Source organism: Burkholderia sp. AU38729 (assembly GCF_020419725.1).
In the GTDB taxonomy this organism is placed as follows: Bacteria; Pseudomonadota; Gammaproteobacteria; order Burkholderiales; family Burkholderiaceae; genus Burkholderia.
Genome location: NZ_JAIZQO010000005.1, coordinates 330,350 through 356,892 on the forward strand (window position 1 = coordinate 330,350; position 26,543 = coordinate 356,892).

General features: G+C 68.5%; 26 protein-coding genes. 13 read left to right on the top strand and 13 right to left on the bottom strand.

Translation table 11 applies throughout. The features are described from left to right. Genes LGM56_RS16055 through LGM56_RS16065 form a run of 3 tightly spaced genes read right to left on the bottom strand, consistent with a single transcriptional unit; the run spans position 1 to position 2,843 of the window. Complete coding sequence (locus LGM56_RS16055; protein ID WP_226205639.1) at positions 1–795, bottom strand: ABC transporter permease; 795 nt, start codon at positions 793–795, stop codon at positions 1–3. Continuing rightward, positions 792–1,760, bottom strand: a complete 969-nt coding sequence (locus tag LGM56_RS16060; protein ID WP_089497592.1) for an ABC transporter permease — start codon at positions 1,758–1,760, stop codon at positions 792–794. The genes LGM56_RS16055 and LGM56_RS16060 overlap by 4 nt, the downstream gene beginning before the upstream one ends. After that, positions 1,761–2,843 carry an ABC transporter ATP-binding protein gene (locus LGM56_RS16065; RefSeq protein WP_089497591.1) on the bottom strand — a complete coding sequence of 361 codons (1,083 nt, stop codon included), beginning with the start codon at positions 2,841–2,843 and terminating at the stop codon, positions 1,761–1,763. Between the two features lie 294 nt (positions 2,844–3,137). Between LGM56_RS16065 and LGM56_RS16070 the strand changes: the two genes are divergently transcribed. The 6 genes from LGM56_RS16070 (at position 3,138) to LGM56_RS16095 (ending at position 9,279) form a co-directional block, all read left to right on the top strand. Then, positions 3,138–4,025, top strand: a complete 888-nt coding sequence (locus tag LGM56_RS16070) for an IclR family transcriptional regulator (RefSeq protein WP_089497590.1) — start codon at positions 3,138–3,140, stop codon at positions 4,023–4,025. A gap of 297 nt (positions 4,026–4,322) precedes the next feature. Next, on the top strand, positions 4,323–5,450 hold the full coding sequence (locus tag LGM56_RS16075) for a porin (RefSeq protein ID WP_413226779.1): 1,128 nt from the start codon (positions 4,323–4,325) through the stop codon (positions 5,448–5,450). Positions 5,451–5,489: 39 nt separating this feature from the next. Beyond that, positions 5,490–5,720 (top strand): DUF3311 domain-containing protein, encoded by a 231-nt coding sequence (locus tag LGM56_RS16080; protein ID WP_226205641.1) that lies wholly within the window; start codon positions 5,490–5,492, stop codon positions 5,718–5,720. Further along, a complete protein-coding gene (locus tag LGM56_RS16085) occupies positions 5,717–7,195 on the top strand; it encodes a sodium:solute symporter family protein (protein WP_226205642.1) in 1,479 nt (492 codons plus the stop codon). Before LGM56_RS16080 ends, LGM56_RS16085 begins: the two co-directional genes overlap by 4 nt. A 62-nt stretch (positions 7,196–7,257) precedes the next feature. After that, positions 7,258–8,730, top strand: a complete 1,473-nt coding sequence (locus LGM56_RS16090; protein ID WP_226205643.1) for an amidohydrolase family protein — start codon at positions 7,258–7,260, stop codon at positions 8,728–8,730. Between the two features lie 84 nt (positions 8,731–8,814). Further along, on the top strand, positions 8,815–9,279 hold the full coding sequence (locus LGM56_RS16095; protein ID WP_226205644.1) for an Ivy family C-type lysozyme inhibitor: 465 nt from the start codon (positions 8,815–8,817) through the stop codon (positions 9,277–9,279). Positions 9,280–9,424: 145 nt separating this feature from the next. Here LGM56_RS16095 and LGM56_RS16100 read toward each other — a convergent pair whose 3' ends face one another. Continuing rightward, positions 9,425–9,946 (bottom strand): GNAT family N-acetyltransferase, encoded by a 522-nt coding sequence (locus LGM56_RS16100; RefSeq protein ID WP_089463081.1) that lies wholly within the window; start codon positions 9,944–9,946, stop codon positions 9,425–9,427. Positions 9,947–10,149: 203 nt separating this feature from the next. On the opposite strand from LGM56_RS16100, the gene LGM56_RS16105 reads away from it, so the two are divergent. Then, on the top strand, positions 10,150–10,533 hold the full coding sequence (locus tag LGM56_RS16105) for a hypothetical protein (RefSeq protein WP_039364182.1): 384 nt from the start codon (positions 10,150–10,152) through the stop codon (positions 10,531–10,533). Positions 10,534–10,612: 79 nt separating this feature from the next. Here LGM56_RS16105 and LGM56_RS16110 read toward each other — a convergent pair whose 3' ends face one another. The 3 genes from LGM56_RS16110 to LGM56_RS16120 form a co-directional block, all read right to left on the bottom strand. Beyond that, complete coding sequence (locus LGM56_RS16110; protein ID WP_226205646.1) at positions 10,613–11,383, bottom strand: ABC transporter substrate-binding protein; 771 nt, start codon at positions 11,381–11,383, stop codon at positions 10,613–10,615. A gap of 142 nt (positions 11,384–11,525) precedes the next feature. Then, positions 11,526–12,755, bottom strand: a complete 1,230-nt coding sequence (locus LGM56_RS16115; protein WP_226205647.1) for a cyanate transporter — start codon at positions 12,753–12,755, stop codon at positions 11,526–11,528. 194 nt (positions 12,756–12,949) lie between these two features. Next, a complete protein-coding gene (locus tag LGM56_RS16120; protein ID WP_226205648.1) occupies positions 12,950–13,807 on the bottom strand; it encodes a helix-turn-helix transcriptional regulator in 858 nt (285 codons plus the stop codon). 95 nt (positions 13,808–13,902) lie between these two features. Here LGM56_RS16120 and LGM56_RS16125 point away from each other — a divergent pair, with 95 nt between their 5' ends. Continuing rightward, positions 13,903–14,796, top strand: coding sequence for an SDR family oxidoreductase (locus LGM56_RS16125; RefSeq protein ID WP_226205649.1), 894 nt, complete (start codon positions 13,903–13,905; stop codon positions 14,794–14,796). 56 nt (positions 14,797–14,852) lie between these two features. On the opposite strand, the gene LGM56_RS16130 is transcribed toward LGM56_RS16125, so the two are convergent. From LGM56_RS16130 to LGM56_RS16150, 5 genes are all read right to left on the bottom strand, one after another. Next, entirely contained in the window at positions 14,853–15,041 is a 189-nt protein-coding gene (locus tag LGM56_RS16130; RefSeq protein ID WP_226205651.1) for a zinc-binding dehydrogenase, read from the bottom strand. After that, positions 15,038–16,417 (bottom strand): FAD-containing oxidoreductase, encoded by a 1,380-nt coding sequence (locus tag LGM56_RS16135; RefSeq protein ID WP_089497578.1) that lies wholly within the window; start codon positions 16,415–16,417, stop codon positions 15,038–15,040. The genes LGM56_RS16130 and LGM56_RS16135 overlap by 4 nt, the downstream gene beginning before the upstream one ends. A gap of 208 nt (positions 16,418–16,625) precedes the next feature. Further along, positions 16,626–17,195, bottom strand: a complete 570-nt coding sequence (locus LGM56_RS16140; protein ID WP_226205653.1) for a hypothetical protein — start codon at positions 17,193–17,195, stop codon at positions 16,626–16,628. A gap of 62 nt (positions 17,196–17,257) precedes the next feature. Further along, positions 17,258–18,127: a hypothetical protein gene (locus LGM56_RS16145; protein ID WP_226205657.1), complete on the bottom strand. Its 870-nt coding sequence runs from the start codon at positions 18,125–18,127 to the stop codon at positions 17,258–17,260. 74 nt (positions 18,128–18,201) lie between these two features. Next, entirely contained in the window at positions 18,202–18,666 is a 465-nt protein-coding gene (locus tag LGM56_RS16150) for a GNAT family N-acetyltransferase (RefSeq protein ID WP_226205659.1), read from the bottom strand. A 151-nt stretch (positions 18,667–18,817) separates the two neighbouring features. Here LGM56_RS16150 and LGM56_RS16155 point away from each other — a divergent pair, with 151 nt between their 5' ends. Next, the gene (locus LGM56_RS16155) at positions 18,818–19,456 is read left to right on the top strand and encodes a LysE family translocator (RefSeq protein ID WP_069252865.1); all 639 of its coding nucleotides are present in this window, start codon (positions 18,818–18,820) and stop codon (positions 19,454–19,456) included. Positions 19,457–19,559: 103 nt separating this feature from the next. Here LGM56_RS16155 and LGM56_RS16160 read toward each other — a convergent pair whose 3' ends face one another. Further along, complete coding sequence (locus LGM56_RS16160) at positions 19,560–20,771, bottom strand: hypothetical protein (RefSeq protein WP_226205661.1); 1,212 nt, start codon at positions 20,769–20,771, stop codon at positions 19,560–19,562. 601 nt (positions 20,772–21,372) lie between these two features. On the opposite strand from LGM56_RS16160, the gene LGM56_RS16165 reads away from it, so the two are divergent. The 4 genes from LGM56_RS16165 to LGM56_RS16180 are packed head-to-tail and all read left to right on the top strand — an operon-like array spanning position 21,373 to position 26,538. Further along, positions 21,373–22,155, top strand: coding sequence for a DUF3348 domain-containing protein (locus tag LGM56_RS16165; RefSeq protein ID WP_226205844.1), 783 nt, complete (start codon positions 21,373–21,375; stop codon positions 22,153–22,155). A gap of 10 nt (positions 22,156–22,165) precedes the next feature. Then, positions 22,166–25,213 carry a DUF802 domain-containing protein gene (locus LGM56_RS16170; RefSeq protein ID WP_226205663.1) on the top strand — a complete coding sequence of 1,016 codons (3,048 nt, stop codon included), beginning with the start codon at positions 22,166–22,168 and terminating at the stop codon, positions 25,211–25,213. A gap of 3 nt (positions 25,214–25,216) precedes the next feature. Continuing rightward, on the top strand, positions 25,217–25,861 hold the full coding sequence (locus LGM56_RS16175) for an OmpA family protein (protein WP_089497571.1): 645 nt from the start codon (positions 25,217–25,219) through the stop codon (positions 25,859–25,861). After that, positions 25,858–26,538 carry a DUF2894 domain-containing protein gene (locus LGM56_RS16180; RefSeq protein WP_226205665.1) on the top strand — a complete coding sequence of 227 codons (681 nt, stop codon included), beginning with the start codon at positions 25,858–25,860 and terminating at the stop codon, positions 26,536–26,538. Before LGM56_RS16175 ends, LGM56_RS16180 begins: the two co-directional genes overlap by 4 nt. Positions 26,539–26,543: the final 5 nt, after the last annotated feature.

Below are 26,543 nucleotides of genomic sequence, written 5' to 3' on the forward strand. Positions count from 1 at the left end.
TCAGTGTTGGCCGATCAGGATGCGGTTCAGGCCGTACGCGCGATCGAGCAGCAGCATCGCGCCGGCAGTGATGAAGATGACGAGCGCCGACACCGACGCCATCATCGGGTCGATTGACTCGGTCGCGTACATGTACATGCGCACCGGCAGCGTGACCGTCTGCGGCGACGTGACGAAGATCGACATCGTCAGCTCGTCGAAGCTGTTGATGAACGCGAGCAGCCACCCGCCGGTGATGCCGGGCACGATCATCGGCAGCGTGATGCGGCGGAAGGTCGTCCACGGGTCCGCGCCGAGCGAGCACGCGGCCTGCTCGATGCTGCGGTCGAGGCCGGCGACGGACGCGAGCACGAGCCGCATCACGAACGGCGTGATGACGATCATGTACGCGAGCACGAGCCACGCGAACGAGCCGGTCGCGCCGATCAGCGCGAAGAAGCGCAGCAACGCGATGCCGAGCACGAGGCCGGGGATCACCAGCGGCGACAGCAGCAGCCCGTTCAGGAACGCGCGGCCCGGAAACGTCGCGCGGCCGATCGCGAGGCCCGCCGGCAGCGCGATCGCGAGCGACAGCGTCGCCGATGCGAAGGCGAGCTTCAGGCTGTTGAGGAACGCGGTGACGAAGTCCGGGTAGTCGAGGATCGCGCGGAACCAGCGCAGCGACAGCCCGTGGGTCGGCAGCGTCAGCGTTTCGTCCGGCGTGAACGCGACCAGCACGACGATCGCGAGCGGCGCGAGCACGAACACGATCACGAGCGTGTGGAACGCGAGGGCGAAGGGGCCGTTCTTTCTCATCGGGATGCGCCTCCGAGGCTGCGCGCGTAGCGGCGTTCGAGCACGCGGTAGTAGGTGAGCATCACGACGAGGTTCGCGGCGAGCAGCAGCACCGCGATCGTCGCGCCGAGCGGCCAGTTCAGCGAGCCGAGGAATTCGTCGTAGACGGCCGTGGCCGCGACCTTCAGCCGGCGTCCGCCGAGCAGGCCGGGAATCGCGAACGCGCTTGCCGACAGCCCGAACACCATCAGGCTGCCCGACAGCACGCCCGGCATCAGCTGCGGCAGCACGATGCGGCGCAGCGTCGTGAACGGCGACGCCCCGAGCGACAGCGCTGCGTGCTCGGTCTGCGGATCGAGCCGTTGCAGCGCGGTCCACACCGGAATCACCATGAACGGCAGCATCACGTGCACCAGTGCGATCACGATCGCGAAGGTCGTGTATTCGAGCTTGTACGGCCCGAGGCCCGCGAGACCGAGCGCCTGGTTCACGAGCCCGCTCGTGTTCAGCAGCATGCTCCAGCCGAACGCGCGCACGACGACCGACACGAGCAGCGGCGCGAGGATCGCGAGCAGGAACAGCGAGCGCCACGGGTCGCGCATTTTCGACAGCACGTACGCTTCCGGCGTGCCGATCGCGACGCAGATCGCGGTCGTGAGTGCGGCGATCCCGAACGTGCGCAGGAAGATCGTGTGGAAGTACGACGAGCCGAGCACTTCCGCGTAGTTGCCGAACTGGAACGCGGCGATCGCGCCCGTCGCCGGGTCGAAGCGGTAGAACGTCAGCACGAACGTCATCGCGAGCGGCACGAGCACGAGCGCGGCGAACAGCGCGAAGGCGGGTGCGCACATCAGCCACAGCGGCGCATGCGCGCGCCAGGTCGCGCGTGGTGTGCGCCGGACGGCGACGGTGCGTGTCGGCGTGTCGGGCTGCGCGAGGCCGGCCGGCACGTCGTCGGTGGTCAGCGGGCGGGTGGGCTGTCCCATTCAGGCCTCCCGGCGCATCACGCGCACCGCGTCGCTATGCCAGTCGATGCCGACCGGTGCGCCTTCCGCGAGCGGTTCCGCGCCTTCGTTCTGGCAGCACACGAGCACTTCGCCGAGCGCGCTGTCGACGCGGTACAGCCACTGGCTGCCGAGAAAGAAGCGGCTCGTGACGGTCGCGGCGAAGCGGCCGGCATCGGGCGCGCACAGCCGCAGCTTTTCCGGGCGGATGCAGACCGACACGGCATCGCCGACGCCCATGTCGCGCTCGCGCGGCGGCAGAAGCGCGGTGTGTCCCGTCTCGGTGAGGTCGTGCCCGAGGTCGATGCGGATCGCGTCGCCGTCGTGCGCGACGATCGTGCCGGGCAGCAGGTTCGCCTTGCCGATGAACTGCGACACGAAGCGGTTTTCCGGGCGCTCGTATGCACGGTACGGCGTGTCGGTCTGCGTGATGCGGCCTGCTTCCATCACGACCACGCGGTCGCTGATCGACAACGCTTCCGACTGATCGTGCGTGACCATGATCGTCGTCGTGCCGATCTTGCGCTGGATGGCGCGCAGCTCGAACTGCATGTCCTCGCGCAGCTTCGCGTCGAGGTTCGACATCGGTTCGTCGAGCAGCAGCACCGGCGGCTCGATCACGACCGCACGCGCGATCGCGACACGCTGCCGCTGGCCGCCCGACAGCTCGCGCGGAAAGCGGTGCGCGAGGGTATCGAGGCGCACGAGCGCGAGCGCGGCGCGGATGCGCTCCGTGCGCTCGGCCTTGTCGACGCCGCGCATGTCGAGGCCGAAGCCGACGTTTTCCGCGACGCTCATGTGCGGAAACAGCGCATAGCTCTGGAACACGATGCCGAGCCCGCGCCGGTTCGGCTTCAGGTGCGTGATGTCCTGCCCGTCGAGCGCGATGCGCCCGTGCGTGACGTCGACGAAGCCGGCGATCATCTGCAGCGTGGTGGTCTTGCCGCAGCCCGACGGCCCGAGCAGCGACACGAATTCGCCTTGTTCGACCGACAGGTTGACGTCGGCGACGGCGGTGAGGTCGCCGAAGGTTTTCGTCAGATCCGTAAGCGTGAGAAACGACATGGGAAGCTCCGGGTTCGCACACCGCGTGGCCGGTATGCCAATGACGCGGACTCTAGCCAGCCATATTTCGGAGCGTCAATTTCGAATTCTGCTGAACGGGATGAATTTAGAAAAAATTCCGGTAAACGGAATGGATCGTGGCGCGACATGCAAATCGTTCCGCTGGATGATGGGCGACCAGGCCGCGAAATGCACGCGTCAATCCCGTGCACACCCGGATGCCCGCGGAATTTCAGCCGGACGACAATGGCGGCTACCGTATTCCGTTCATTGAAATCATCGAGGAGAGCCGGCATGCAGGAACCCCATTCGCCCGGAACGTCGCCGGCCGCCCGCGCGGCGCACCCGGACGAGGACGCCGCCGATCCGGCCGGCGCGCCGGGCACCGGCATGCTGCAGCGTGCGTTCGCGATCCTGCGCGCGCTGGCAGGCATGCAGCAGGACGGCGTGCGCGTCACGCATCTCGCGAAGGCTGTCGGCCTCACGCAGGGCACCGCGCACCGGATCCTGCAATCGCTGATCGCGGAAGGGATGGTCGAGCAGGACGAGCAATCGAAGCTGTACCGGCTGAGCGTCGACTTCTTCGCGCTCGCCGCGCAGGCCGGCAACCCGAGCAGCATGCGCACGCTGTGCCGCCCCGCGTTGTTGCGGCTGTGCGCGAGTCTCGGCGAGACGATCTTCCTGCTCGTGAAGAGCGGCTTCGACGCGGTGTGTCTCGACCTGTGCGAAGGGCCGTTCCCGATCCGCTCGTTCACCGGCGACATCGGCGGGCGCATCGCGCTCGGCGTCGGGCAGGGCAGTCTCGCGATCCTCGCGTTCCTGCCCGAAGCGGAACGCGAGGAAGTGATCCGCTTCAACGTGCCGCGCATTCGCGGCTATGGCGTGCTCGACGAGGTGTACCTGCGCACCGAGATCGAACGCGTGCGGCAGCTCGGCTACGCGGGCCGCAACAGCGGCGTGCTCGACGGGATGGCCGGCGTCGCCGTGCCGATCCTCGATCGCACCGGGTATCCGGTCGCCGCGCTGAGTGTCGGCACGCTCGCGTCGCGCCTCGGCGACGACCGGATGCCGATGGTCGTCGAGCTGCTGCGGCGCCAGGCCGATGCGATCGGGCCACGCACCAACCCGTTCGACGCCGCGCTGCGGCGGCCGATGCACGGGTTATCCGGGAAAACCGCATAGGCGCATCACGCGTCGCCGTTTCGTCAGCTTGCTTACGCGCGCCATTCACGTCTGAGCAAAGCGCGCCCCGTCCAGCGGGCTTGCGCGCTTTCGTTTCTCTTGCAGCGGCGCACCGTCCCCGCTCATCGCCCCGCCATTCGATTTTCAACTGCCGCCCAGTTGAACATTTCATTTCTTGATGCGATTGCGGCTGGATACCATCCAGCCACTGTCTATACAACCTGATCGGGCGTATGGGCAGGATCAAAAAAAAAACACAACACATCGATGAACAGGTTTGGAGCGGAGAAGACGGAGATGGTACGAATCAAAGGTGGGAAGACGGGCGCCGCAGGCGTGGGCACAGCCGTGGCCATGCTGTTTGCCGGCGCCGCGCACGCGCAGTCGACGGTGACGCTGTACGGGATCGTCGACGCGGGCGTGACCTACACGAACAACGCGAAGGGCCATGCATTGTGGCAATTCACCGGCGGCAACGAATCGGGCCCGCGCTGGGGCTTGATCGGCACCGAGGATCTCGGCGGCGGCCTGAAGGCGAACTTCCGTCTCGAGAACGGCTTCAACGTCGCGAACGGCGCGCTCGGGCAGGGCGGCCGGATGTTCGGGCGTTCGGCGTGGGTCGGCCTGAGCGGCGCGAACTGGGGCGCGGTGACGCTCGGCCGCCAGTACAACTCGACGCAGGACATCCTCGGCTCGCTGCAGATGAGCAGCTTCCTCGCGCAGTACTCGACGCACCCGTTCGACAACGACGACATCAACAACACGTTCCGCACCAACAACGCGGTGAAGTACGTGTCGCCGACGATCGCGGGCCTGCAGGCGAATCTCGTGTACGGCTTCTCCAACTCGACCGGCTTCGCGAACGACAACAGCTGGAGCGCGGGCGTCACGTACGTGAACGGGCCGCTCAACGCGGGCGCCGCGTATGCGCGCGTGAACCATCCGGCGGTCAGCACGAGCGGCGCCGTTGCTTCGGACAACTACTATCCGGCGTCGGCATCGGTGTTCGGCGCGAGCCTCGGGAACGCGATCCGCCAGCAGATCTGGGGCGCGGGCGGCAGCTACGCGATCGGGCCGGCCACGCTCGGCCTGCTGTACACGGGCTCGAACTTCGGGCAGGCGACGGGCGGTGCGCTGCGCTTCAACAACTACGAAGGCAGCCTGCGCTACCTGATCACGCCGGCGCTGATGGCCGCGGCCGGCTACACCTATACGCAGGTCGCGCGCACCAGCGACAGCGGTCACTACCACCAGGTATCGGCCGGCGTGCAGTACCTGCTGTCCAAGCGCACCGACGTGTACGTGAACGGCTTCTACCAGAAGGCGTCGTCGGGTGTCGGCCAGGCGTGGATCGACGGCACCGACAGCGCGTCGTCGACGACGTCGCAGGTGGCGGTGGTGGTCGGCATCCGCCAGAAGTTCTGATGTTCTGACGCATACGCGCGTCTTCCGGAGGAGGCACTCATGAAACTCAAACTGTTGCTGGCGGCGTTGCCGTTCGTCGGAATGTATGCGGGCGGCTCGCTCGCCGAGGTGCGGCCGCTGCTGTTCGGGCTGCCGTTCCTGCTCGTCTGGAACCTGGTCTGGATGGCGGCCACCGCCGCGATCCTCGCGATCCTGTTCCATCTCGATGAACGCGATGAACGCGATGAACGCGCCGCGGCCCGCGCCGGCCGCCCGGGAGACGCGCGATGAACGCATCGATCCTCATCATCGCGGCGTTCGCCGTGTTCGCGCTCGCGATCGGTGTGATGGCGCGCCGCGGCCGCAAGCTCACGCTCGAGCAGTGGGCCGTCGGCGGACGCGGCTTCGGCTCGCTGCTCACGTTCCTGCTGATGGCCGGCGAGGCGTTCTCGACGTTCTCGTTCCTCGGCGCGAGCGGCTGGACCTACAGCAAGGGCGTGCCCGCGTTCTACATCCTGTCGTACGGCTGCCTCGCGTTCGTGATCGGCTACTGGATGCTGCCGGCGATCTGGCGTTACGCGAAGGCGCGCGGGCTCGTGTCGTTCGCCGACTACTTCGCGGCGAAGTACGACAGCCGCGCGATCGGCGTGCTGGTGTCGGTCGTCGCGGTGTTCGCGATGGTGTCGCTGCTGATGATCCAGTTGCGCGGGCTCGGCGTGATCGTGTCGGAGATGTCGTACGGGCTGATTCCGCAAGCGGCCGCGATCTGGGTCGCCGCGACGCTGATGGCCGTGTACATGGTGGTGTCGGGCATCCACGGCTCGGCGAGCATCGCGATCTTCAAGGACGTGCTGATTCTCGCGATCGCGATCTTCCTCGGCCTGTACCTGCCGATGCATTACTACGGCGGCCTCGGCGCGATGTTCGCGAAGCTCGACGCCGCGCATCCCGAACTGCTGCGCATGCCCGAGCACGGTTTCAACCTGAGCTGGTACAACTCGACGATCCTGCTCACGTCGCTCGGCTACTACCTGTATCCGCACGGGTTCACCGCGATCTACGTCGCGAAGGACGAGCGCGCGCTGCGCCGCAACGTGATCCTGATGCCGCTGTACCAGGTGCTGATCGCGTTCCTGTTCCTCGTCGGCTTCGCGGCCGTGATGACCGTGCACGGGCTCGAAGGCGCGCAGGCCGATCTCGCGCTGCTACGGCTCGTGAAGCAGACGTTTCCCGCATGGTTCGTCGGCATCGTCGGCGGCACGGGCCTGCTGACCGCGCTGGTGCCGGGTTCGCTGATCATGCTGAACGCATCGACGACGATCGCACGCAACATCTACCGCGAAGGTTTCGCGCCGAACGCGACCGACCGCGAGGTGACGCGCGTCGCGCGGATCGCGCTGCCGATCTTCACGCTGGTGGTCGTCTACTTCGTGCTGCGCGGCGGCGCGACGTTCGTCACGCTCGCGATCTTCTCGTCGAGCCTGCTCACGCAGCTCGTGCCGATGCTCGCATCGAGCTTCCTGAAGCGGCCGTTCGGCACGCGCGAAGGCGCGTTCGCGGGGATCGCCGCCGGCGCGATCGTGATCGCGATGACGAACACCTATGGCGTGACGCTCGCGTCGCTGTTCCCGCGCGCGTCGAACACGCTGACGTCGATCAACCCGGGGCTCGTCGCGCTCGCGGTGAATGCGGTGGTGTTCATCGTGATCAGCGCGGGGCAGCGCAGGTTGAAGGCGCGGGTTGCCGCGACGGTCGGTTCCGCGTGACGACTGGCCGGCTGGATGGCGGGACGGCAATGAAATCAATCGAACGACAACAGGACACTGCGATGACGACCGAGGACAACCAGGCGGACAACCGCGAAGCGATCGACACGCTGATCGCGAATGGCTGCGTGATCACGATGGACCCGCAGCGGCGCGTGATCGAGCACGGCGCGGTTGCCGTGAAAGGCGATCGGATCGTCGCCGTGGGCGGCACCGACGAACTGCAGGCCCGCTACCGCGCCGCACGCACGATCGACGCGCGCCGCAAGGCCGTGCTGCCGGGCCTGATCGATGCGCATGCGCATGCGGGCCACGCGATGCTGCGCACGATCGGCGGCGCGGACGGCGACGCATGGTCGGCCGCGGCCGAGACGATCTACACGCGTGCGTCCGACGAGGCGTTCTGGGAAACCGAATCGCACCTTGCCGCGCTCGAACGGCTGAAGGCCGGCGTGACGACGGGCGTGTCGCTGCTCGGCGGCGGCAACTCGATCATGCGCGTCGACGATCCGGTCTATGCACGGCGCCATTGCGATGCGGTCGTGCGCACCGGCACGCGCTCGATCGTCGCGGTCGGCCCGTCTCGGCCACCGGCGCCGCGTGCTTACACGCGCCACACGCCGGACGGCAGCGACACGCGCGACATCGGCTTCGACACGATGTACGCAGTGTGCCAAAGCATCATCGACGAATGCCACGGCGATGCCGACGGCCGGATCCGCATCGCGCTCACGCTGCCCGTGTACGGGCCCGAGCACGACCCCGAACTCGCGCGGTACGAGCGCGACTTCCGCGACCAGGCCGCGCGTTACGGCGCGCTGGCGCGCGAGCGCGGGTTGACGTTCACGCAGGACGGCCACCGCGCGGGCACGCTCGCGTTCGCGCACCGCGAGCTCGGCTTGCTCGGCCCGACGTCGTTCATGTCGCACAGCATCGACCTGACCGACGACGACATCGCGGCATGCGTCGAGACGGGCACGGCGATCGTCCACAACCCGAGCGCGATCATGTCGATCATCGGGCGCTGCCCGGTGCCCGAGCTGATCGATGCGGGCGTGACGGTGGCGATCGCGTCGGACGGCGCGGCGCCCGACCGCGGCTACGACATGTTCCGCCACATGTGGCAGTGCATGCATTACCACCGCCGGCATTTCCGCGACCCGGACGTGCTGCCGCACGGCAAGGTGCTGGAGATGGTGACGATCGACGCGGCGAAGGCGCTGTCGGTCGATCACGAAGTCGGTTCGCTCGAAGCGGGCAAGCTCGCCGACATCATCCTCGTCGACCTGTTCCGGCCGCACATGATGCCGATGAACATGCCGGTGTATCGCGTGACGTGCTTCGCGAACGCGGCCGACGTGTGCATGACGATGGTCGGCGGAAGGGTGCTGATGGAGGAGCGGCGCGTGTTGTCGGTCGATGAGGAGGCGATTCTCGAACGGGTGAATGAAGTCGCGGCACTCACGATCGAGCGCAGCGGGTTGCGTCACCTGCTCGACGAGCCGAAGACGCTGTGGGGACGCAGCCGCTATTGACTGACAAAAATTGACATGACGGGACGAACTCTTGTCGGCGTTGTGGCGACTAAGCAATCGCCACATTGATAGGAGTATGGATAAATGAACGTCAGGATGCCTCTTGCCGCTGCCGCACTGATCCTCGCCCAGGCCGCATGGGCCGCGGGCCTCGCGCCGACGAAAACCTGGACGATGAGCGCGATCCCCGGCGATCGCGCGGCGAGCGATGCATTCGCCGCAATGAAGAAAGGCCACGCGGTGCCGGCATGGGTGACGAACGGCACCGAATCTCCGGCAACCACCGTCGTGTTCGGTGGGCACGACGTTTACGTGATGACGGCCTGCAAGCCGCACAGGTGCGCGTCGGAGCGCATCGCGGTGCTGTACGACCCGCAGAAGAAGGTCATGTACGGTGTGCTGTCGGTCGTCGGTCCGAAGGAGGGCGCCGAGAAGCTGACGTGGCTCAATATCGGCGGCGGTAGCGAATCGATCGACGGACGGACGATCCTGTATGCGGCACTGACGGGCAGCCTTGAGAACCACCCGGACGCGTTCAATTACAAGTGACGCCGGCCGATTGACGGTCAGTCATGCATCAATCGCCGTCGCTGTCCGAACGGGGCGGCCGAAGTGAAGCAGGGGCGTCGCGCGATCCTGCGCGACGCCCCTTTTCTTTCTCAGGTGCGGCTTGGTCGGCATGCCGCTGCGAAGGTCAACGACGGTAGATGAACTCCAGGTCAGTCGCTTCCCCGACCTTGAAATCGTACGTGCCGACGCGCTTGAACCCGGCTTTCTCATAGAAGGCGATGGCCTTCGCGTTGCCGGACCACACGCCCAGCCACACCGGGCCGGGGCGTTCCGTGGCCAGGTAGTCGAGCGCGGAATCGAACAACGCGCGCCCGGCGCCGGTCCCTTGCGTGCCGCGCCGAAGGTAGATCTGATGGATCTCCCCGGCACCGTCGGCAACCTCCGGGTGCGGGAGCTTGCACGGCCCCGCGTGCGCATACCCTACCAGCCGGCCGTCGTCGCTTTCAGCGACCCACGTGCGGCACTGGGGATCGTTGAGCTGGCCCGTGACCGTTTCCACCGAGTAGGTCTGGGTTTCGTACGCAGCCAGATCGTGCGGCGGGTAGTCGATATTGAATCCGTCTTGCAGAAAGGTTTCGCGAAACGTGTCGCGCTTCAGTTCGGCGAGCGGGATGGCATCGGAGGGCGTCGCAACGCGGATCAACATGAAGGATGGCCGGGTTCGTGGGTTGGGCCGACAGTTTATCCCGGCTGACGAGTGGCTTGCGAGCGCCGGGTCGACCTGCGTGTAAGCCGTATCAAGGGCGTATGAGCCCGAACCTGATCGACCGCAAGGCGATCGTGCCGATGCCGGTGGTTGACCGCCGACGGACATGCTAGGATTTCCGACAAACAACTTCGGAGACTGCCATGCCGTTCATCTGCGAAAACGTTGCATGCCGCGCCGTGCTGGCTCGCGGGCAGGTCAGGCCCCATCAAGAGGACTCCGGGTGGTGCTTCTACTGCCCGGACTGCAACACCCGGAACGAGTTGATGTATGTCGACGTGGCCGGCGGCGCCGTCGAACTGGTTCAGCCGGAGCGCGCCAGCCCGCCGCACAAGGTGGTGGCGACGGCCCGGCCGTTGCAGGACGGCAAATACGCCGCGCAGTTGAGCGTGCAGCGGGCGCTCGCCGTGAAGGGAACGTACGCGGCCGAAGAACACTGGGATGAACTCGGTGTGTTCGGCGACGCGCAGGAAGCCGTCGCGCACGCGAAGTCGTTCGCCACCGATCTGTTGCAGCGAGCGGCGTAGTCGAAATCATTCGGTGAACGAACCAGCGGTGTCGCGCACGCCTGCGTGACACCGCTTCGCGTTGCCTCGTTCGTTCCCGTCAGTTGTAGATGTCGAACGAGAAATACTTCTTCGCGATCCGCTGGTACGTGCCGTCCTGGATCAGGCTCGCCAGCGCCTGGTTGATCTGCGTGCGCAGCGCGTCGTCGTCCTTGCGCACGCCGATCGCCGAACCCACGCCAAGTGTCTTCGGGTCATGCAGCGGCGGCCCCGCGAATTCGAAGTTCGCGCCCTTCGCGGTTTTCAGGAAACCGAGGTCGGCCTGCACCGACGATTGCAGCGACGCATCGAGCCGCCCCGACAGCAGGTCCTGGTAGACGAGATCCTGCGTCTGGTACGTGCGGACGATCACGCCCTTCGGCTCCCAGTACGTGCGCGCATAGGTTTCCTGCGTCGAACCCTGCTCGACGCCGACGCTCTTGCCCTGCAGCGATTCGGGCGTCGGCTGCAGGTTCGAGCCGCGCCTCGCGACGAGCCGGGGCGGCACGTTGTTGATCTTGTCCGTGAATGCGATCTGCGCGAGGCGCTTCTCGGTCACGCTCATCGACGACAGCACGCCGTCGAACTTGCGCGCCTTCAGCGCGGGGATCATCCCGTCGAACGCATTTTCGACCCACACGCAGCGCACCTTCATCCGTTCGCAGATCGCATTGCCGAGATCGATGTCGAAGCCGACGAGCTTGCCGTCGGGCGCGAGCGATTCGAACGGCGCATAGCTGGGGTCGACGCCGAGGCGCAGCACTGCCGGGTCTTTCGCGGCGGCGGCGCCGGCCGTCAGCGCGAGCGCCACGGCCAGGACGAGTTTTTTCATGTCTGTCTCCAATACCGATTGATGTTGTTTGTCGTGAAGCGAACCAGCGGCCGATGGGCGTGACTGCCCGCGCCCGGCCGTGCGCGGGCGGCTGGACGTTGCGCCGGCAGCGGCCGGCGAAACGTCCGGATTCGAAGGGGCGTTAGCGGGCGGCGCCGGTGATGCGCACCATGCTGTGCCGGTAGCCGACGGGCACGAACGCGGCGTTCAGCGCGGCCATCGCGGCGATCACGCCGAGATGCATCCACCACGCGATCGCGAAGCCGCCGCCCGCGTCGCGCAGCCAGCCGATCAGCCAGGGGCTGGCCGCGACGGTCAGGAAGCCGATGCCCTGCACGAACGCGGCGAGCGCGCCGGCGAGCCGCGCATCGGGCAGGTGGTCGAGCGTGACGATCAGGCTCATCGAGAAGAAGCCGCCGAGACCGAGGCCGACGCTCGCGACCCAAAGCCACGGCGCGAGCGCGGGCAGCGTCGCGAACCCGATGAAGCCGGCCGCCTGCAGCGCGAGCGTGAGCCACAGCACGGCGCGGCGGTCGGGCGAGCGTTTTGCGAGCATCGGCATCGCGAGGGCGCCGGCCGCCTGGAACAGCGCCATCCACGCGAGCAGGTTGCCGCTCGCTTGCGGACGCATGCCGATGCCGCGGTAGAACGCGGGCAGCCACGCGACGAGGCTGGCGTAGCCGCTGTTGCTGAGCCCGAAGAACAGCGCGAGCTGCCACGCGCGCGGAATGCGGATGAACGCGGTGAGCGGAGCCGATACGGCCGTCGCGCGCACGGCGTCGCGCGGCGCCTTCGCCCGCCACAGCGCGAGCGTGGCGAGCGCGGGCACGGCCCACACGGCGAGCGCGAGATGCCAGCCGCCCTGCGCGGCGAGCCACGGGCTCGCGACCGCGCCGAACGCGCCGCCGCCGACCAGCGCGGCCGAGTAGAGGCCCATCGCGAGCGGCAGCCGGTCGACGAACCAGCGTTTCGCGAGGCCGGGCACGAGCGCCTGGATCACGGCGACGCCGGCGCCCGCGACGATCGCGGTGCCGATCAGGCCCGCGCTGCCGTCGCTCCACAGGCGCGCCGTGCAACCTGCCGCGATCAGCGCCAGCGCGACGCTCAGCGCGCGCTGCTCGCCCATGCGCCGCGCGAGCCCGACGCCGACCCCGGCGACGACACCCATCAGCACGAACGGCAGCGTGGTCAGCAGCGCGGCCGCGCGAAAGCCGAGGCCCGTGTCGGCGCGCACGACGTCGAGCACGGGGCCGAATGCGGTCAGAAACGGACGCAGGTTGAGGCCGGCCAGCACCAGTAGTGCGAGCGCGCGATAGGACACGGAAGCCGCATGCGGGCGGGGGATGGCTTGCGCGGTGCCGGGGTCGGACATCGGAATGCTCCAGGGAGGGGCCGGTGGCCCTGTGATGCGATGCCGAAAGGGTAAGCGCGCGCTAAGCCAGGTGAAAATTAAATATTCGACTGGGAATCAGTGCGGAATGCGATGGGACGGAACGGGGCGACGGGGGGATGGCGGTGGCGGGCGAGACGGCTCGACGGCGCGTTCATCAGATTGAACACGCGCCGTCATGCGACGGGCATCTGCTCGGCCAGCGCTTGCGCGCGCGCGGCCACCAGCGACCGGACGAGCGCGCGATCGGCCGCCGTTTCCGGCGTAAAGATCACAAGCGTCTGGTCGGGCCGGCCGTTCACCGCGAACGCCGAATATTCGAGCGCGATGCGCCCGACCGCAGGATGGTGGATCTCCTTGGTGCCTTCCTCGTGCGAGCGGACATCGTGGTCGCGCCACAGCGAGTCGAACTCCGCGCTCGCCGCGCGCATCTCGTCGACGAAAGCCTGAACGGCCTGCGTCGCACCGCCGCGCGCGACGTCGGCGCGAAACGCGCCCACCGCGAACCGCGCGACGCGTTCCCAGTTCGCCTGCACGCCGCGCACGTGCGGATCGACGAAGATGAGCCGCAGGATGTTGCGCCGTTCCGGCGACAGCGTCGTGTAGTCGGTCAGCGTCGCGGCTGCCGCGTCGTTCCACGCGACGACGTCCCACGTCGCCGAGCGCACGATCGCGGGGCTCGCGTCGAGCGAATCGAGCACGTGCTGCACGCGCGGCGACACATGGTTGGCGGCGTGATAACGCACTTCCGGCAGGTGGCCGACGCCGATCAGGAACAGGTGCTCGCGCTCGGCGTCGTTCAGCAGCAGCGCGCGGGCGAGCCGGTCGAGCACGTCAGCCGACGGCGCGCCGCCGCGCCCCTGTTCGAGCCACGTGTACCACGCGGTGCTCACGTGCGCACGCTGGGCGACTTCCTCGCGCCGCAGGCCCGGCGTGCGGCGGCGCGTGGCCGGCAGGCCGAGCGCGGCCGGGTCGAGTTTCTCGCGGCGGGCCCGAAGGTATGCGCCGAGCAGGTTGTCGGGGGCGTCAGCCATAGCCTGTTGGTTCGTTTACCGGTAAACCGTCACGACTTCACCGTGCACGGCGATCGACAGATAGTAAGCCTCCCTGCCATCCGGAGGTGTTGAACATGCGTGTCTTTGTTACTGGAGCGTCGGGCTTCGTCGGCGCGGCCGTCGTGGCCGAACTCATTGCTGCCGGGCACTCGGTGCTCGGCCTCGCGCGGTCCGATGCGGCCGCGTCGTCGGTCGCGGCGGCCGGCGCCGAGGTCCACCGCGGGTCGCTGGAGGATCTCGACAGCCTCACGCGCGGCGCCGAAGCCGCCGACGCGGTGATCCATACGGGATTCAATCACGACTTCTCGCGCTTCGCGCAGAACTGCGAGCTCGATCGCCGCGCGATCGAGACGATCGGTGCGGCGCTCGCGGGCTCGGCGCGGCCGCTGGTCGTCACGTCGGGCCTCGCGCTCGTCGCACCCGGGCGCGCGGCAACCGAGGACGATCCGCCCGTGCCGGTGTCGTCGACCTACCCGCGGGCGTCCGAAGCGACCGCGGCCGCGCTGGAGGCGCGCGGCGTGCACGCGTCGGTCGTGCGCCTGCCGCCGTCCGTGCACGGCGACGGCGATCACGCTTTCGTGCCGCGCCTGATCGCGTTCGCGCGGGAGAAGGGCGCGTCGGCGTACATCGGCGAAGGCGACAACCGCTGGCCGGCCGTGCACCGGCTCGACGCGGCGCGTGTGTACCGGCTCGCGATCGAGCGAGGTGCGGCCGGCGCGCGCTATCACGCGGTCGACGATACCGGCGTGCGGTTCAGGGACATCGCGGAGGTGATCGGCCGGCGGCTGAACGTGCCCGTCGTCGCGAAAACGGCGGCTGAAGCCGGCGAACACTTCGGCTGGTTCGCGATGTTCGCGGGGATGGATGCGCCGGCCACGAGCGAGCGCACGCGTGCATCGCTCGACTGGGCGCCGACGCAGCCGGGGCTGCTGGCCGATATCGACCGGCCGCGGTATTTCGAAAGCTGAACGGGGGGGCGGGTGTGCCGCTGTTGACAGACAAGCGGCCGCCCGCCTCGCATCGTTCACACCGTGACGACGGTCTTCCCGAGCTGCGCACCGGCTTCCATGTACCGATGCGCTTGCGCGATGTCGTCGAACGCGAACGTGCGGTCGATCAGCGGCTTCAGCGCGCCGGCCGCCACCGCCACCCGCCACCCGCCACCCGCCACCCGCCACCCGCCACCCGCCACCCGCCACCCGCCGCCCGTCATTCGACCGGATGCAGATCCTGCAGCAACGTCGGGACGAGCTCCGACACGGTCGGGTGGATATGCATCGCACGGCTGATCGTCGTGTACGGCGCGCCGGCGGCCATTACGTCGAGCATCCCGTGCACGACTTCGTCGCCCGTCACGCCGAGGATCGATGCACCGAGGATCGCATGGCTGTCCGCGTCCACGATCACCTTCATGAAACCCAGGCTCTCGCCTTTTTCCACCGCGCGGCCGACGCGCGTCATCGGGCGCGTGCCGACGAGCAGCCGGCGGCCGGTCTGTTTCGCTTGCGCGAGCGTCATGCCGACGCGGCCGAGCGGCGGATCGACGTACAGCGCGTACGCCGCGATGCGATCGGACACCTTGCGCGGATCGTTGTCGAGCAGGTTGGCCGCGACGATCTCGTAGTCGTTGTATGCGGTGTGCGTGAACGCGCCGCGCCCGTTGCAGTCGCCGAGCGCCCAGATGCCGGGCACGTTCGTGCGCAACTGTTCGTCGACCTCGATGTAGCCGCGCGCGTCGGTCGAGACGCCCGCGCGGTCGAGCCCGAGATCGTCGGTGTTCGGCACGCGTCCGACCGCGAGCAGCAGGTGCGAGCCCGCGACCTCGCGGCCGCCGCCCGCGCAGTCGAGGCCGACCGCGATGCCGTTGCCGTTGCGCCGCGCGCTCAGGCAGGTCGCGTCGAGCTGCACGTCGATCCCTTCGTTTTCGAGAATCTCGCGCACGGCCTGCGACACGTCTTCGTCCTCGCGCCGGATCAGGCGCGAACCCTGCTCGACGATCGTGACCTTCGACCCGAAGCGGCGATACATCTGGCCGAACTCGAGCCCGATGTAGCTGCCGCCGACGATCACGAGATGCTCGGGCAGGAAGTCGACGTCCATCATCGTCGAGTTGGTCAGGTACGGCACCGTGTCGAGGCCCGGCATGGCCGGCACCTGCGCGCGCCCGCCGACGTTGATGAAGAGGCGTTCCGCGTCGAGCAGGTCGTCGCCCACGCGCACCGTGTTGGCCTGCTCGAAGCGGGCGTGACCCTGAAACACGGTGGTGTTCGCGAGGCCGCGCACCCATTGCTCGACGCCGTGGTTCGAGCGGCCGGAGATCTGGTCCTTGCGCGCCTTCACGGCTTGCATGTCGACGGTGACGGGGCCGCCGACCGACACGCCGTATTCGCCGGCGCGCCGCGCGAGGTGCGCGGCGTACGCGCTCGCGATCAGCGTCTTGGTCGGGATGCAGCCGGTGTTCACGCAGGTGCCGCCGAAGCGGCCGCGCTCGATGATTGCGACTTTCATCCCGGCGGCGGACAGCCGCGCGGCGAGTGGCGGCCCGGCTTGACCGGTGCCGATGACGATCGCGTCGAAGTGTTGCGTCATGTCGTTCTCCAGTGCGGGTGCAGCGAGGGAACGCGTGCGGGCGAGCCGCGTGCGAGGCCGGCGCACGGTCGCGCGACGGCAAGCGTTCATGGTAGCCCTGTTGGCGTGCGCTCGCGAGCGCGGGAGCGGCGGGACGTGACGGTATCCGGCCGTGCCCGCGCCTGCCGGCGTGCGAGGCAACCGGTCGCGGCGCGTGGCACCGGCCGCGTCAGTCCTTGCGTTTCCATTGACCGAACGACACCGGTCGATGCGCGTCGGCGCGCGTGACGGTGACGTGGTCGGGCTGGTCGTCGAGCGGGAACGATTCCGTGACGATCTGGTTCGAGAACAGCCACCCGTGCGTGCGTGGGTCGTAGCGGAACGTCACGTAGTCGCTCCAGTGCTGCCCGCACGCGACGAAGTTCTGCACGGTGAAATAGTGGCCCTTGATCGCGAAGCCGTTGTCGGCGGCATCTTCGGGATCGAACGGGTCGCACTGACCGCCTTCGTTCGCGCGCAGCACGACCTGGTCGTTGCGCGCGACGAGCCGGAACGCGTGATCCGGCTGTTCCTCGAAGATCAGCAGCGGACGCGGCGACGGCTGCTCGCGCGTATCGACCGCCCGATGCACGACGACGAGCAAGCTGTGCCGCCCGTTGTCGAGATCCGGCCCGGCATGCGCGAGCAGCGGCTGGTAGCCGGGCGGCAACTGCGCGGCGACCGATTTCGGCAGGTCGCCGGCGCGGACATTGAACGAAAGCGCGGCGAGCAGCGGGAGGAGCACGAAGCGGATTGGCATGATTGGGCGCAGGATATCAAGAGGGCGCTGGATGGCTCGGCACGCGCGTGTGTTACGCGGTGTCAGCGGGCTGCACGCGCGCGATACTGCGCAGTTGCAGGATCGACTTCGATGCCGAGCTGATAGGCGATATGCTCGAATAGTGGATCAAATGCCGGAGGCTCGCCGAACGCAGTTTCACTCGCTGCGGTAATGCACTCTGTTAAGCCGACAGCCAAAGCGGCCTGGATGGGCAGCGGGGATTCGCTGACGTCGAGTCGCAGCGCAGACCATTCTTGTTTCAGACGGAGGGCTTCGAATCTTCTTCTGGCGTCGAATAGAACCGAGACGATCAGCTGTCCGCAGTGGCTGACCGCCACCAATCCAAAGGGCAGGAGCGCGTCGTGGCTCGCATCGTGCTCTCTCACGGTAGTACCGAATGCATGGACGAGCCAACCGGACGGAATGCGGGTCGGCAGGCACAGCGTCGATCCCGTGCGCACGTAGCGCCCCTCCAAATACTCGCCGAACTCCTTCCGGAAGTCTTGGAGGGCGAACGCGAGATAACGTGCGTCGAACGGAAGCGGCGCACCGGGGTGGCGGACGTTGCGGGCCATGCGCCAGTGATTCAGCGCCATGCCGGTGGAAATTTTTTTTTGCCACAGATGCAATTCGTCAATGCTAGCGAGGCCGCATTTGATCTTGTTCTCCAGGTCGCCGAATTTTCCGTTGGCGACAGGATCGGCCGGCGACCGGAAATCCTTCATGGTGGCCTGATGTACCGCGTCACCCATCTCGATTCGTTGGTTCTGCAGGCCGTAGTCCGCAATTAGCCAGCGTGGGATCACATGCTCGCCTTTCTTTTTGCCTTCGATTGGTACGCCGGTGAACAGGCAGCGATCGTTGAAATCGTCGCGCTCGAACTGTTCGCGCGTCATCCGCGGCTCGGTCACGGGGTTCTCCGGTTGGTTGAAAGCGGGCCGTCGGGCGCCGGGAAGAGCGTGGTCAGTTGCGCACTGTACCGGCGCTACAAATCCCGCCCGAGAAACTCGGTGCCCGGCACCGGGTTGAACGCGACAGGCGGCGCGGGCGTGAAGCCGAGCGATGCATACAGTTTCCTGGCCGCGACGAATTCGGGCAGCACGTCGAGGCACATGCGCGCATAGCCGGCCGCCTTCGCGTCGTGCAGCAGCCGTTCGACGAGCTGGCGGCCGACGTTCAGCCCGCGCGCGTCGGGACGCACATAGACGCGCTTCATCTCGCACGTCGTCGCGTCGATCTCGCGAAACGCCGCACAGCCCACCGCGCGCTCGCCTTGCCACGCGAGCAGCAGCTGCCCGCGCGGCGCCGCGTACTTGCCGGGCAGTGCGGCGATCTCGGGCTCGTAGTCCTGGAATTCGAGGCTGACGGTCGGGCTCGCGATGTACTCGCGGAAGATCGCCTCGACGGCACGGGCGTCAGCGGGATAGCGGGCGGCGCGAATCTCGATCATGGGGGGCGGCGCGAATCACGGGAAAGAGGGCCAGCATAGCAGCGCAAAGCCGCTTTCGGCCATGCGCGAAGCGTGCCAGAATCAGCGGCTCGACCCTCGGAAACGACACGCAGGCGCTGGCGATCCGGCGTCGCTCACCAAGGAGACTTCGATGACTGCATCGGCTGCCGTACTCGCCATCCTGGCCGCGCTGTTTCTCGGCGCGATGATTCCGGGCCCGAGCTTCGTGCTGGTTGCCCGCAATTCGATCGGGCTGTCGCGCCGCGACGGGCTCGCGACCGCGCTCGGCATGGGCATCGGCGGCATCGTGTTCGGCGGCGTCGCGCTGGCCGGGCTCTATACGCTGCTGCAGGCCGTCGAATGGCTGTACGTGGGCCTCAAGGTGGCGGGCGGCGCGTACCTGATCTACATGGCGTCGAAGATCTGGCGCGGCGCCGACCGGCCGATCGCGATGGACGATCCGCAGGCGATGGCCGGCGGCAGCGCGCGCAAGTCGTTCTGGACGGGCCTCACGACCCAGCTCAGCAACCCGAAGACGGCGATCTGGTACGGCAGCATCTTCGCGGCGCTGCTCCCGCAGCATCCGCCGCTGTGGTGCTATCTGGCGCTGCCGCCGCTCGTGTTCGGCGTCGAATTCGGCTGGTACACGATCGTCGCGCTGTGCTTTTCCACACGCCGGCCGCGCGAGCTCTACCTGCGCGCGAAGAAGTGGGTCGACCGCATCGCCGCCGGCGCGATCACGCTGCTCGGGCTGCGACTGATCCTGAATGCGCCGAAAGCGGGCATCTGACCGCATCTAACCGCTTCCATTCCCGATCCGCATCGCACGGCGGCCGGCCATTCCCGTGGCGGGCCGCCGGCGCGCGCCGCGCGAACGCGCATCGGCGTCAGCATCACGCTTCGCTGAACCGCGCCAGCAGCGCCGCGAACCGCGTGTCGTCCGGAAATGCCTTCACTTCATACCGCACCGGGCGATGCCCGGTGGCCGTCATCAGGTCGCCGCACGTGCGCAGCAGCTCGGCCATCGGCACGTACGCGGACTGCCCCGTCGAGCCGCGATGGAGCGCGACGATATCCGTCTCGGGCAGCAGGGAAGGCACGCCGTCGCTCCATACGCCGACGCTGAACAGGCTGCCGTCCTGGCGTTTGTACACCGAGTAGGTCGCCACGAAGAGGTCGGTGCCGTCGCGCTCATGCACGTCGTTGAGCAGCATCCGCTGATCCTGGTAGTCGCCCGCGAGCTCGCCGATGCGCAGCGCATGCAGCTTCGCTTCGAGCCCTGCCGGCACGAAGCGCCGCCAGGCGGCGCCGTCCCAGCGCAGCATCAGCGGCGGCAGCGGGCGCGGCTGCGCCTGCGCCTGTTCGGCGAGGTCGACCATGGCGGCGAGCCCGGCCGGGTTGCGGTCGCCGGTGAGCAGCAGCACCGCGCGGTTCGGCGCCATCACGACCGGCGCGCCGGCGATCGGCTGCCGGTGGAGCAGGTCGGTCAGCAGCAGCCGCGCCGCGTCGTACGCGTCGTCGAATTGCGACAGGAATACCCCGTTCGGCAGCGCGGCCCATGGCGTCGACGATGCGGCCCGCAGGTTGTCGATCGCGATGTCGCAGGCTTCGTCGAACGAGACGCCCCATCGGTCGAGCGTCGCGGTCGGCAGGCGCGCGATGTCGAGCTCGCCGTCGTACGCAATGCCGATCTCGATGTTCTCGCACAGCGGCCGGAACGCCAGCTCCGTGATGCCGAACTGCCCGGCCGTTTGCAGCGCCGTCACGCAGCGCTCGGTCGCGCTGCGGATCACGGGGCGCAGCTTCGCGCGCGCGGCGGCGAAATCCGTCGGGATCTCGTGCTGCATCATCGCGTTCGCCTGGCGCTTCAGCACGGTGTCCCGCTCGGACGGCTTCGCGGCCGCGTAGTCGCGGAACAGGTTGTGCAGGTTGATGATGTTCGACGGCACATCCGACTGGACGAGGCAGCCCTTCTCGTCCTCGTGGCGCCAGGTGCGTGTGTCGCCCGATGCGCGCAGCGTGGCGATCAGGCGTTCGGCGAAGGCCTGCGGCGTCGGCGGTTTGCCGAAACGGTCGCGCAGGCGCGAGACGAGATTGGCAAGCATCGTGTGCGGTCGGGCCGGGCCCGTCTGTTGTCGTCGTGGGGCGGTGGCGCCCGGTCTCAGCGGCGCCGCCCGCGGCCGGATCGCGTGGCTCGGCGGGTGCTTTGATGGTAGTGCAACGCGGCAGGTATCGTCGGACGATATTCGTAACCGGCGGGGCGCACGGTGGTGGGCGACGGCGGGGCGGGGCGGGAGCAGGAGTAGGGGCACGAGCAAGGGCATCAGCAAGGGCAAGGGCAAGGGCAAGGGCAAGGGCAAGGGCAAGGGCAAGGGCAAGGGCAAGGGCAAGGGCAAGGGCAAGGGCAAGGGCAAGGGCAAGGGCAAGGGCAACGGCAACGGCAACGGCAAGGGCAACGGCAAGGGCAAGGGCAAGGGCAAGGGCAAGGGCAAGGGCAAGGGCAAGGGCAAGGGCAACGGCAACGGCAACGGCAACGGCAATTGCCCGGCAGGACCGCCGCCGCAGCAGCCTCCAGTCGCCCGCCGAGCCTTGCGCGGCGGGCGTTCGCGTGTGTCGCCCGCCGCGCCCATCGGCGCCGCTTCCCCGATTCTGGCGGCCGACCGCCCGGCGACGTGTAAACTGCTGCCTTTTTTGACGGTTTGCAGCATGGTGCAAGCACCTCCGCGCCCGGCGCTGAGCGGCCCGGCGCTCGTCCGGCTGCTCGCGCGCGTGGCCGATGCCGACGTCGCGGAATCCCGGCAGACGCTGTCCGACCGGCTGAGCCAGTGGCTCGGCTGGACCGACGCGATCACGCTGTCGTCCGCGCTGAACGCGAGCCCGCCCGGCGTCGCGGCCGGCGTGCGCGGCTACGACGCGGAGCGCGACTGCGCGCGCGTGCGCCACGAGCTCGCGCAGGCGATCACGGCCACCCACCGGCCGCGTGCGCGGCGCCGGCCCGGCGATCCGCCGCCGCCGGCCGCCGACACGGCCGATTTCGCGGATTTCCGCCAGCGTTATCTATCCCTGCAGCAGGACATGGAAACGGCGATCGGCCAGTTGCGCGGCCGCCTGCGGGTCGCGGTCGCCGCGCGCTCGTCCGGCATGGCGCGGCTCGCGACGCTCGACGCGATCATGGAGCGCGTGCTCGGCGCGCGCGAGCGCAGCCTGCTGTCGGCCATCCCCGCGCTGCTCGGCACCCGTTTCGGGCGGCTGCGCGACGCGGAGCGGCAGGCGCTGGCCGATGCCGAATCCGCGGCCGCGGCCGCAGCAGCCACGGCAAATCCAGCCGATGACGGCGCGGTGGTGGCCGACGCCACGGCTGTCGCGGCGATCGTGCCCGGCGCATGGCTCGATACGTTTCGCGACGAGATGCAAAGCATCCTGCTTGCCGAACTCGAAGTCCGGTTTCAAACGGTAGACGGGCTGCTCGCGGCCCTTCGCACCAGCTAATCAACACGCTATGTCCAGAATTCGCCTTGATCTCGTTGTCTTCGTCGCCGGTCTGCTCACTGTGGGCTGGATCGGCGTCGGCTATGTCGCGTCGAACCCGCTGGCGGCGGCCGTTACGCTGCTGATCGCCGCGTGCTACGTTGCCGGCGCATGGGAACTGCTGCGCTACCGGCAGGCCACCGCCACGCTGTCGAGCGCGGTCGCCGGCCTGACCGAGCCGCCCGCGAAACTCGACACGTGGCTCGACACGCTGCACCCGGGCCTGCGCGGCGCCGTGCGCGCGCGGGTCGAAGGCGCGCGCGTCGCGCTGCCGGGCCCGTCGCTCACGCCTTACCTCGTCGGCCTGCTCGTGCTGCTCGGCATGCTTGGCACGCTGCTCGGGATGGTCGTCACGCTGAAGGGCACGGGCGCCGCGCTCGAAAGCGCGACCGATCTCGACGCGATCCGCGCGTCGCTGATCGCGCCGGTGAAGGGCCTCGGGTTCGCATTCGGCACGTCGATCGCCGGCGTCGCGACGTCCGCGATGCTCGGGCTGCTGTCCGCACTGGTGCGCCGCGAGCGGATCGACGCGGCCCAGCAGCTCGACGCGAAGATCGCGACGACGCTGCGCGTGCATTCGTCCGCGCACCAGCGCGACGAATCGTTCCGGCTGCTGCAGCGCCAGGCGGACGTGATGCCGGCGCTGGTCGACCGGCTGCAGACGATGATGACGACGCTCGAGGCGCGCAGCGTCGCGCTGCACGATCGCCAGATCGAAAGCCAGCAGGCGTTTTTCGACCGGACCGAGCGCGCGTATGCGGGCCTCGCGTCGAATGTCGGCGACGCGCTGAAGGAAAGCGCCGCCGAAAGCGCGCGCGTGGCCGGTGCCGCGCTGCAGCCGGTCGTCGCCGCGACGATGACGGGGCTCGCGCAGGAGATGGCCGCGCTGCGCGACACCGTGACGGGCGCCGTGCAGCGCCAGCTCGACGGGTTGACGGACGGCTTCGAGAAGACCACCGGCAACGTGACGGCCGTCTGGAACCGCGCGCTCGACGAACAGCGCCGCGCGGGCGATGCCGTCGCGCAGCAGCTGCAGACGACGCTCGGCCAGTTCACCGACACGTTCTCGCAGCGCTCGACGGCGCTGCTCGACGGCGTGGCGACGCGCCTCGAATCGACGGAAAGCCGCCTGTCGGAAGCATGGCGCGATGCGCTGTCGCGCCAGGAGCAGGTCGGCGAGACGCTGGCCGGCCAGCATGCGCGCGCGCTGGGCGAGGCCGCCGCGACGTTCGAACGCCATTCGGGCGCGACGCTTGCCGCGATGCGTGAGTCGCACGCGGGGCTGCAGACGCAACTGGCTGCACGCGACGAGGAACGTCTCGCCGCGTGGAACGACTCGCTGGCCGCGATGGCCGCGAAGCTCGGCGACGAATGGCAGCGCGCCGGCGCGCACAGCGCAGGCCGCCAGCAGGAAATCTGCGACGCACTGGCGCAAACGACGCGCGATCTCGCGGCACAGGCTTCGACGTTCGAACAACGCTCGAACGAACTGCTGTCGACGATCCGCGATTCGCACACGGGCCTGCAGACGCAACTGGCCGCGCGCGATGAAGAACGCCTGTCCGCATGGAACGATTCGCTGGCCGCAATGGCGACGAAGCTCGGCGACGAATGGCAGCGCGCCGGCGCGCACAGCGCGGGCCGTCAGCAGGAAATCTGCGACGCACTGGCGCAAACGACGCGCGATCTGACCGCACAGGCTTCGACGTTCGAACAACGCTCGAACGCGTTGCTGTCGACGATCCGCGATTCGCATACGGGCCTGCAGACGCAGCTCGCGGCGCGCGACGAAGAACGCCTCGCTGCATGGAACGACTCGCTGGCCGCGATGGCGACGAAGCTCGGCGACGAATGGCAGCGGGCAGGTGTACACAGCGCGGGCCGTCAGCAGGAAATCTGCGACGCACTGGCGCAAACGACGCGCGACCTGACCGCACAGGCTTCGACGTTCGAACAACGCTCGAACGCGTTGCTGTCGACGATCCGCGATTCACACACGGGCCTGCAGACGCAACTGGCCGCGCGCGACGAAGAACGCCTCGCTGCGTGGAACGACTCGCTGGCTGCGATGGTCGCGAAGCTCGGTGACGAATGGCAGCGCGCAGGCGTGCACAGCGCGGGCCGTCAGCAGGAAATCTGCGACGCACTCGCACAAACGACGCGCGATCTCACGGCACAGGCTTCGACGTTCGAACAACGCTCGAATGAGTTGCTGTCGACGATCCGCGATTCGCACGCCGGCCTGCAGACGCAACTGGCCGCGCGCGACGAACAGCGCCTGGCGGCATGGAACGACTCGCTCGCCGCGATGGCCGCCGCGCTGCGCGACGAATGGGCGCAGACGAGCGCGCGGGCCGCGACGCGCCAGCAGGACATCTGCGACACGCTGGCCCGCACCGCGAACGACATCACCGCGCAGGCGCAAGTGCACGCGAGCGACACGATCAACGAGATCGCGCGTCTTGTGCAGGCTGCCTCGGAGGCGCCGAAGGCCGCGGCCGACGTCGTCGCCGAGCTGCGTCAGCGCCTGTCCGACAGCCTGGTGCACGACACCGCGATGCTCGAGGAACGCAGCCGCCTGCTCGCGACACTCGAAACGCTGCTCGGCGCGGTCAACCACGCGTCGACCGAACAGCGCACCGCGATCGACGCGCTCGTCAGCACGTCGGCCGACCTGCTCGACCGCGTCGGCGCGCGCTTCAACGACACCGTCGATGCCGAGACGCGCAAGCTCGACTCGGTGGCCGCGCAAGTCACGGCGGGCGCCGTCGAGGTCGCGAGCCTCGGCGACGCATTCGGGATGGCCGTGCAGGTATTCGGCGAGTCGAACGACAAGCTGCTGACCCATCTGCAACGCATCGAGGCCGCGCTCGAGAAGTCGCTCGCGCGCAGCGACGAGCAGCTCGAGTACTACGTCGCGCAGGCGCGCGAGGTGATCGACCTGAGCATGATGTCGCAGAAGCAGATCGTCGAAGACCTGCAGCAGCTCGCCGGTCGGCGGGCGAGCGTCGGAGCGTAACGCATGCATGACGAAATCGACGGCGGCGCGTCCGCCGCGCCGGTGTGGCCCGCGTTCGCCGACCTGATGTCGGTGCTGCTCGGCGCGTTCGTGCTGATCCTCGTCGGCGTGATCGGCATGCAGCTTCAGCTCACGTCGAAGCTCGAGGAGGCCGTGCGTGCGCGCCAGCAGGAAGCGCAGCAGCGCAAGTCGCTCGAGCAGGCGCTTGCCGGGCCGCTCGCGGCCGGTCGCGTGACGCTCGTGAACGGCCGCATCGGCATCAGCGGCAACGTGCTGTTCGCATTGAATTCCGACCAGTTGCAGCCCGCGGGCCGTGACCTGCTGAAGACGCTGGCCGCGCCGCTGGGCGCCTACCTGAAGACGCGCGACGAGATCCTGATGATCAGCGGCTTCGCCGACGACCAGCAGGTGCATGCGGGCAACCGCCTGTTCGCGGACAACTGGGAACTGTCGGCCAAGCGCGCGTTGACGGTCACGCGTGCGCTGATCGACGCCGGCGTGCCGGCGTCGTCGGTGTTCGCGGCCGCGTTCGGCTCCGAGCAGCCGGTCAGCTCGAATGCGGACGATGAGGGCCGCGCGAAGAACCGCCGCGTGGAGATCGCGCCGGTGCCGCGCAAGTCGGCATCGAACGGAGGGAAGGCGAAGTGACCGGCGACGCGACGCACGTTCGCGCGACGCTCGACGCATGGCGCGAGCAGGGCGCCGACCGGCTCGATCCGGTGCGCTTTCACCGGATCGACGCGCTCGAACGGCGCGCGGCCGCGCTCGAAGGCGACGCGCGCGCGTTGCTCGATGCGCGGCTGGCGACGTTGCTCGAAGGCTTCGCGGAGATCGTTGCGCGCGCCGATGAAACCGCATCCGCAACCGCAACCGCAACCGCAACCGCAACCGCAACCGCAACCGCAACCGCAACCGCAACCGCAACCGCGAGCGGCGCGGCAGGTACGCCCGTGCGCGGCGCGCTGGCGGAACTCGTCGAGCGGCTCGCGCGCGATGCGCAGGCCGACCGGCGCGGGCTCGATCCCGAGCTGGTCGACTACTTCCGCACGATGTGGTCGAAGGTCCGCACGGAACAGCAGTACCGCCAGTCGCTCGACCAGGTACCGCGCAACGCGGGGCCGCTCAATTCGAACAGTCTCGTGCACCGGTCGCTCGCGACGATGCGCGAGTTGTCGCCGGCCTATCTGCAGCAGTTTCTGTCGTATGTCGACGCGCTCGCGTGGCTCGAGGATCTCGCCGGCGGCGGCGCGCAGCCCGAGAAGGAAGCGCCGCGCGCGAAGGCGACCAAGCCGGCGAAGAAGGTGACGCGCGCGAAGGCGCGGTAACGCAC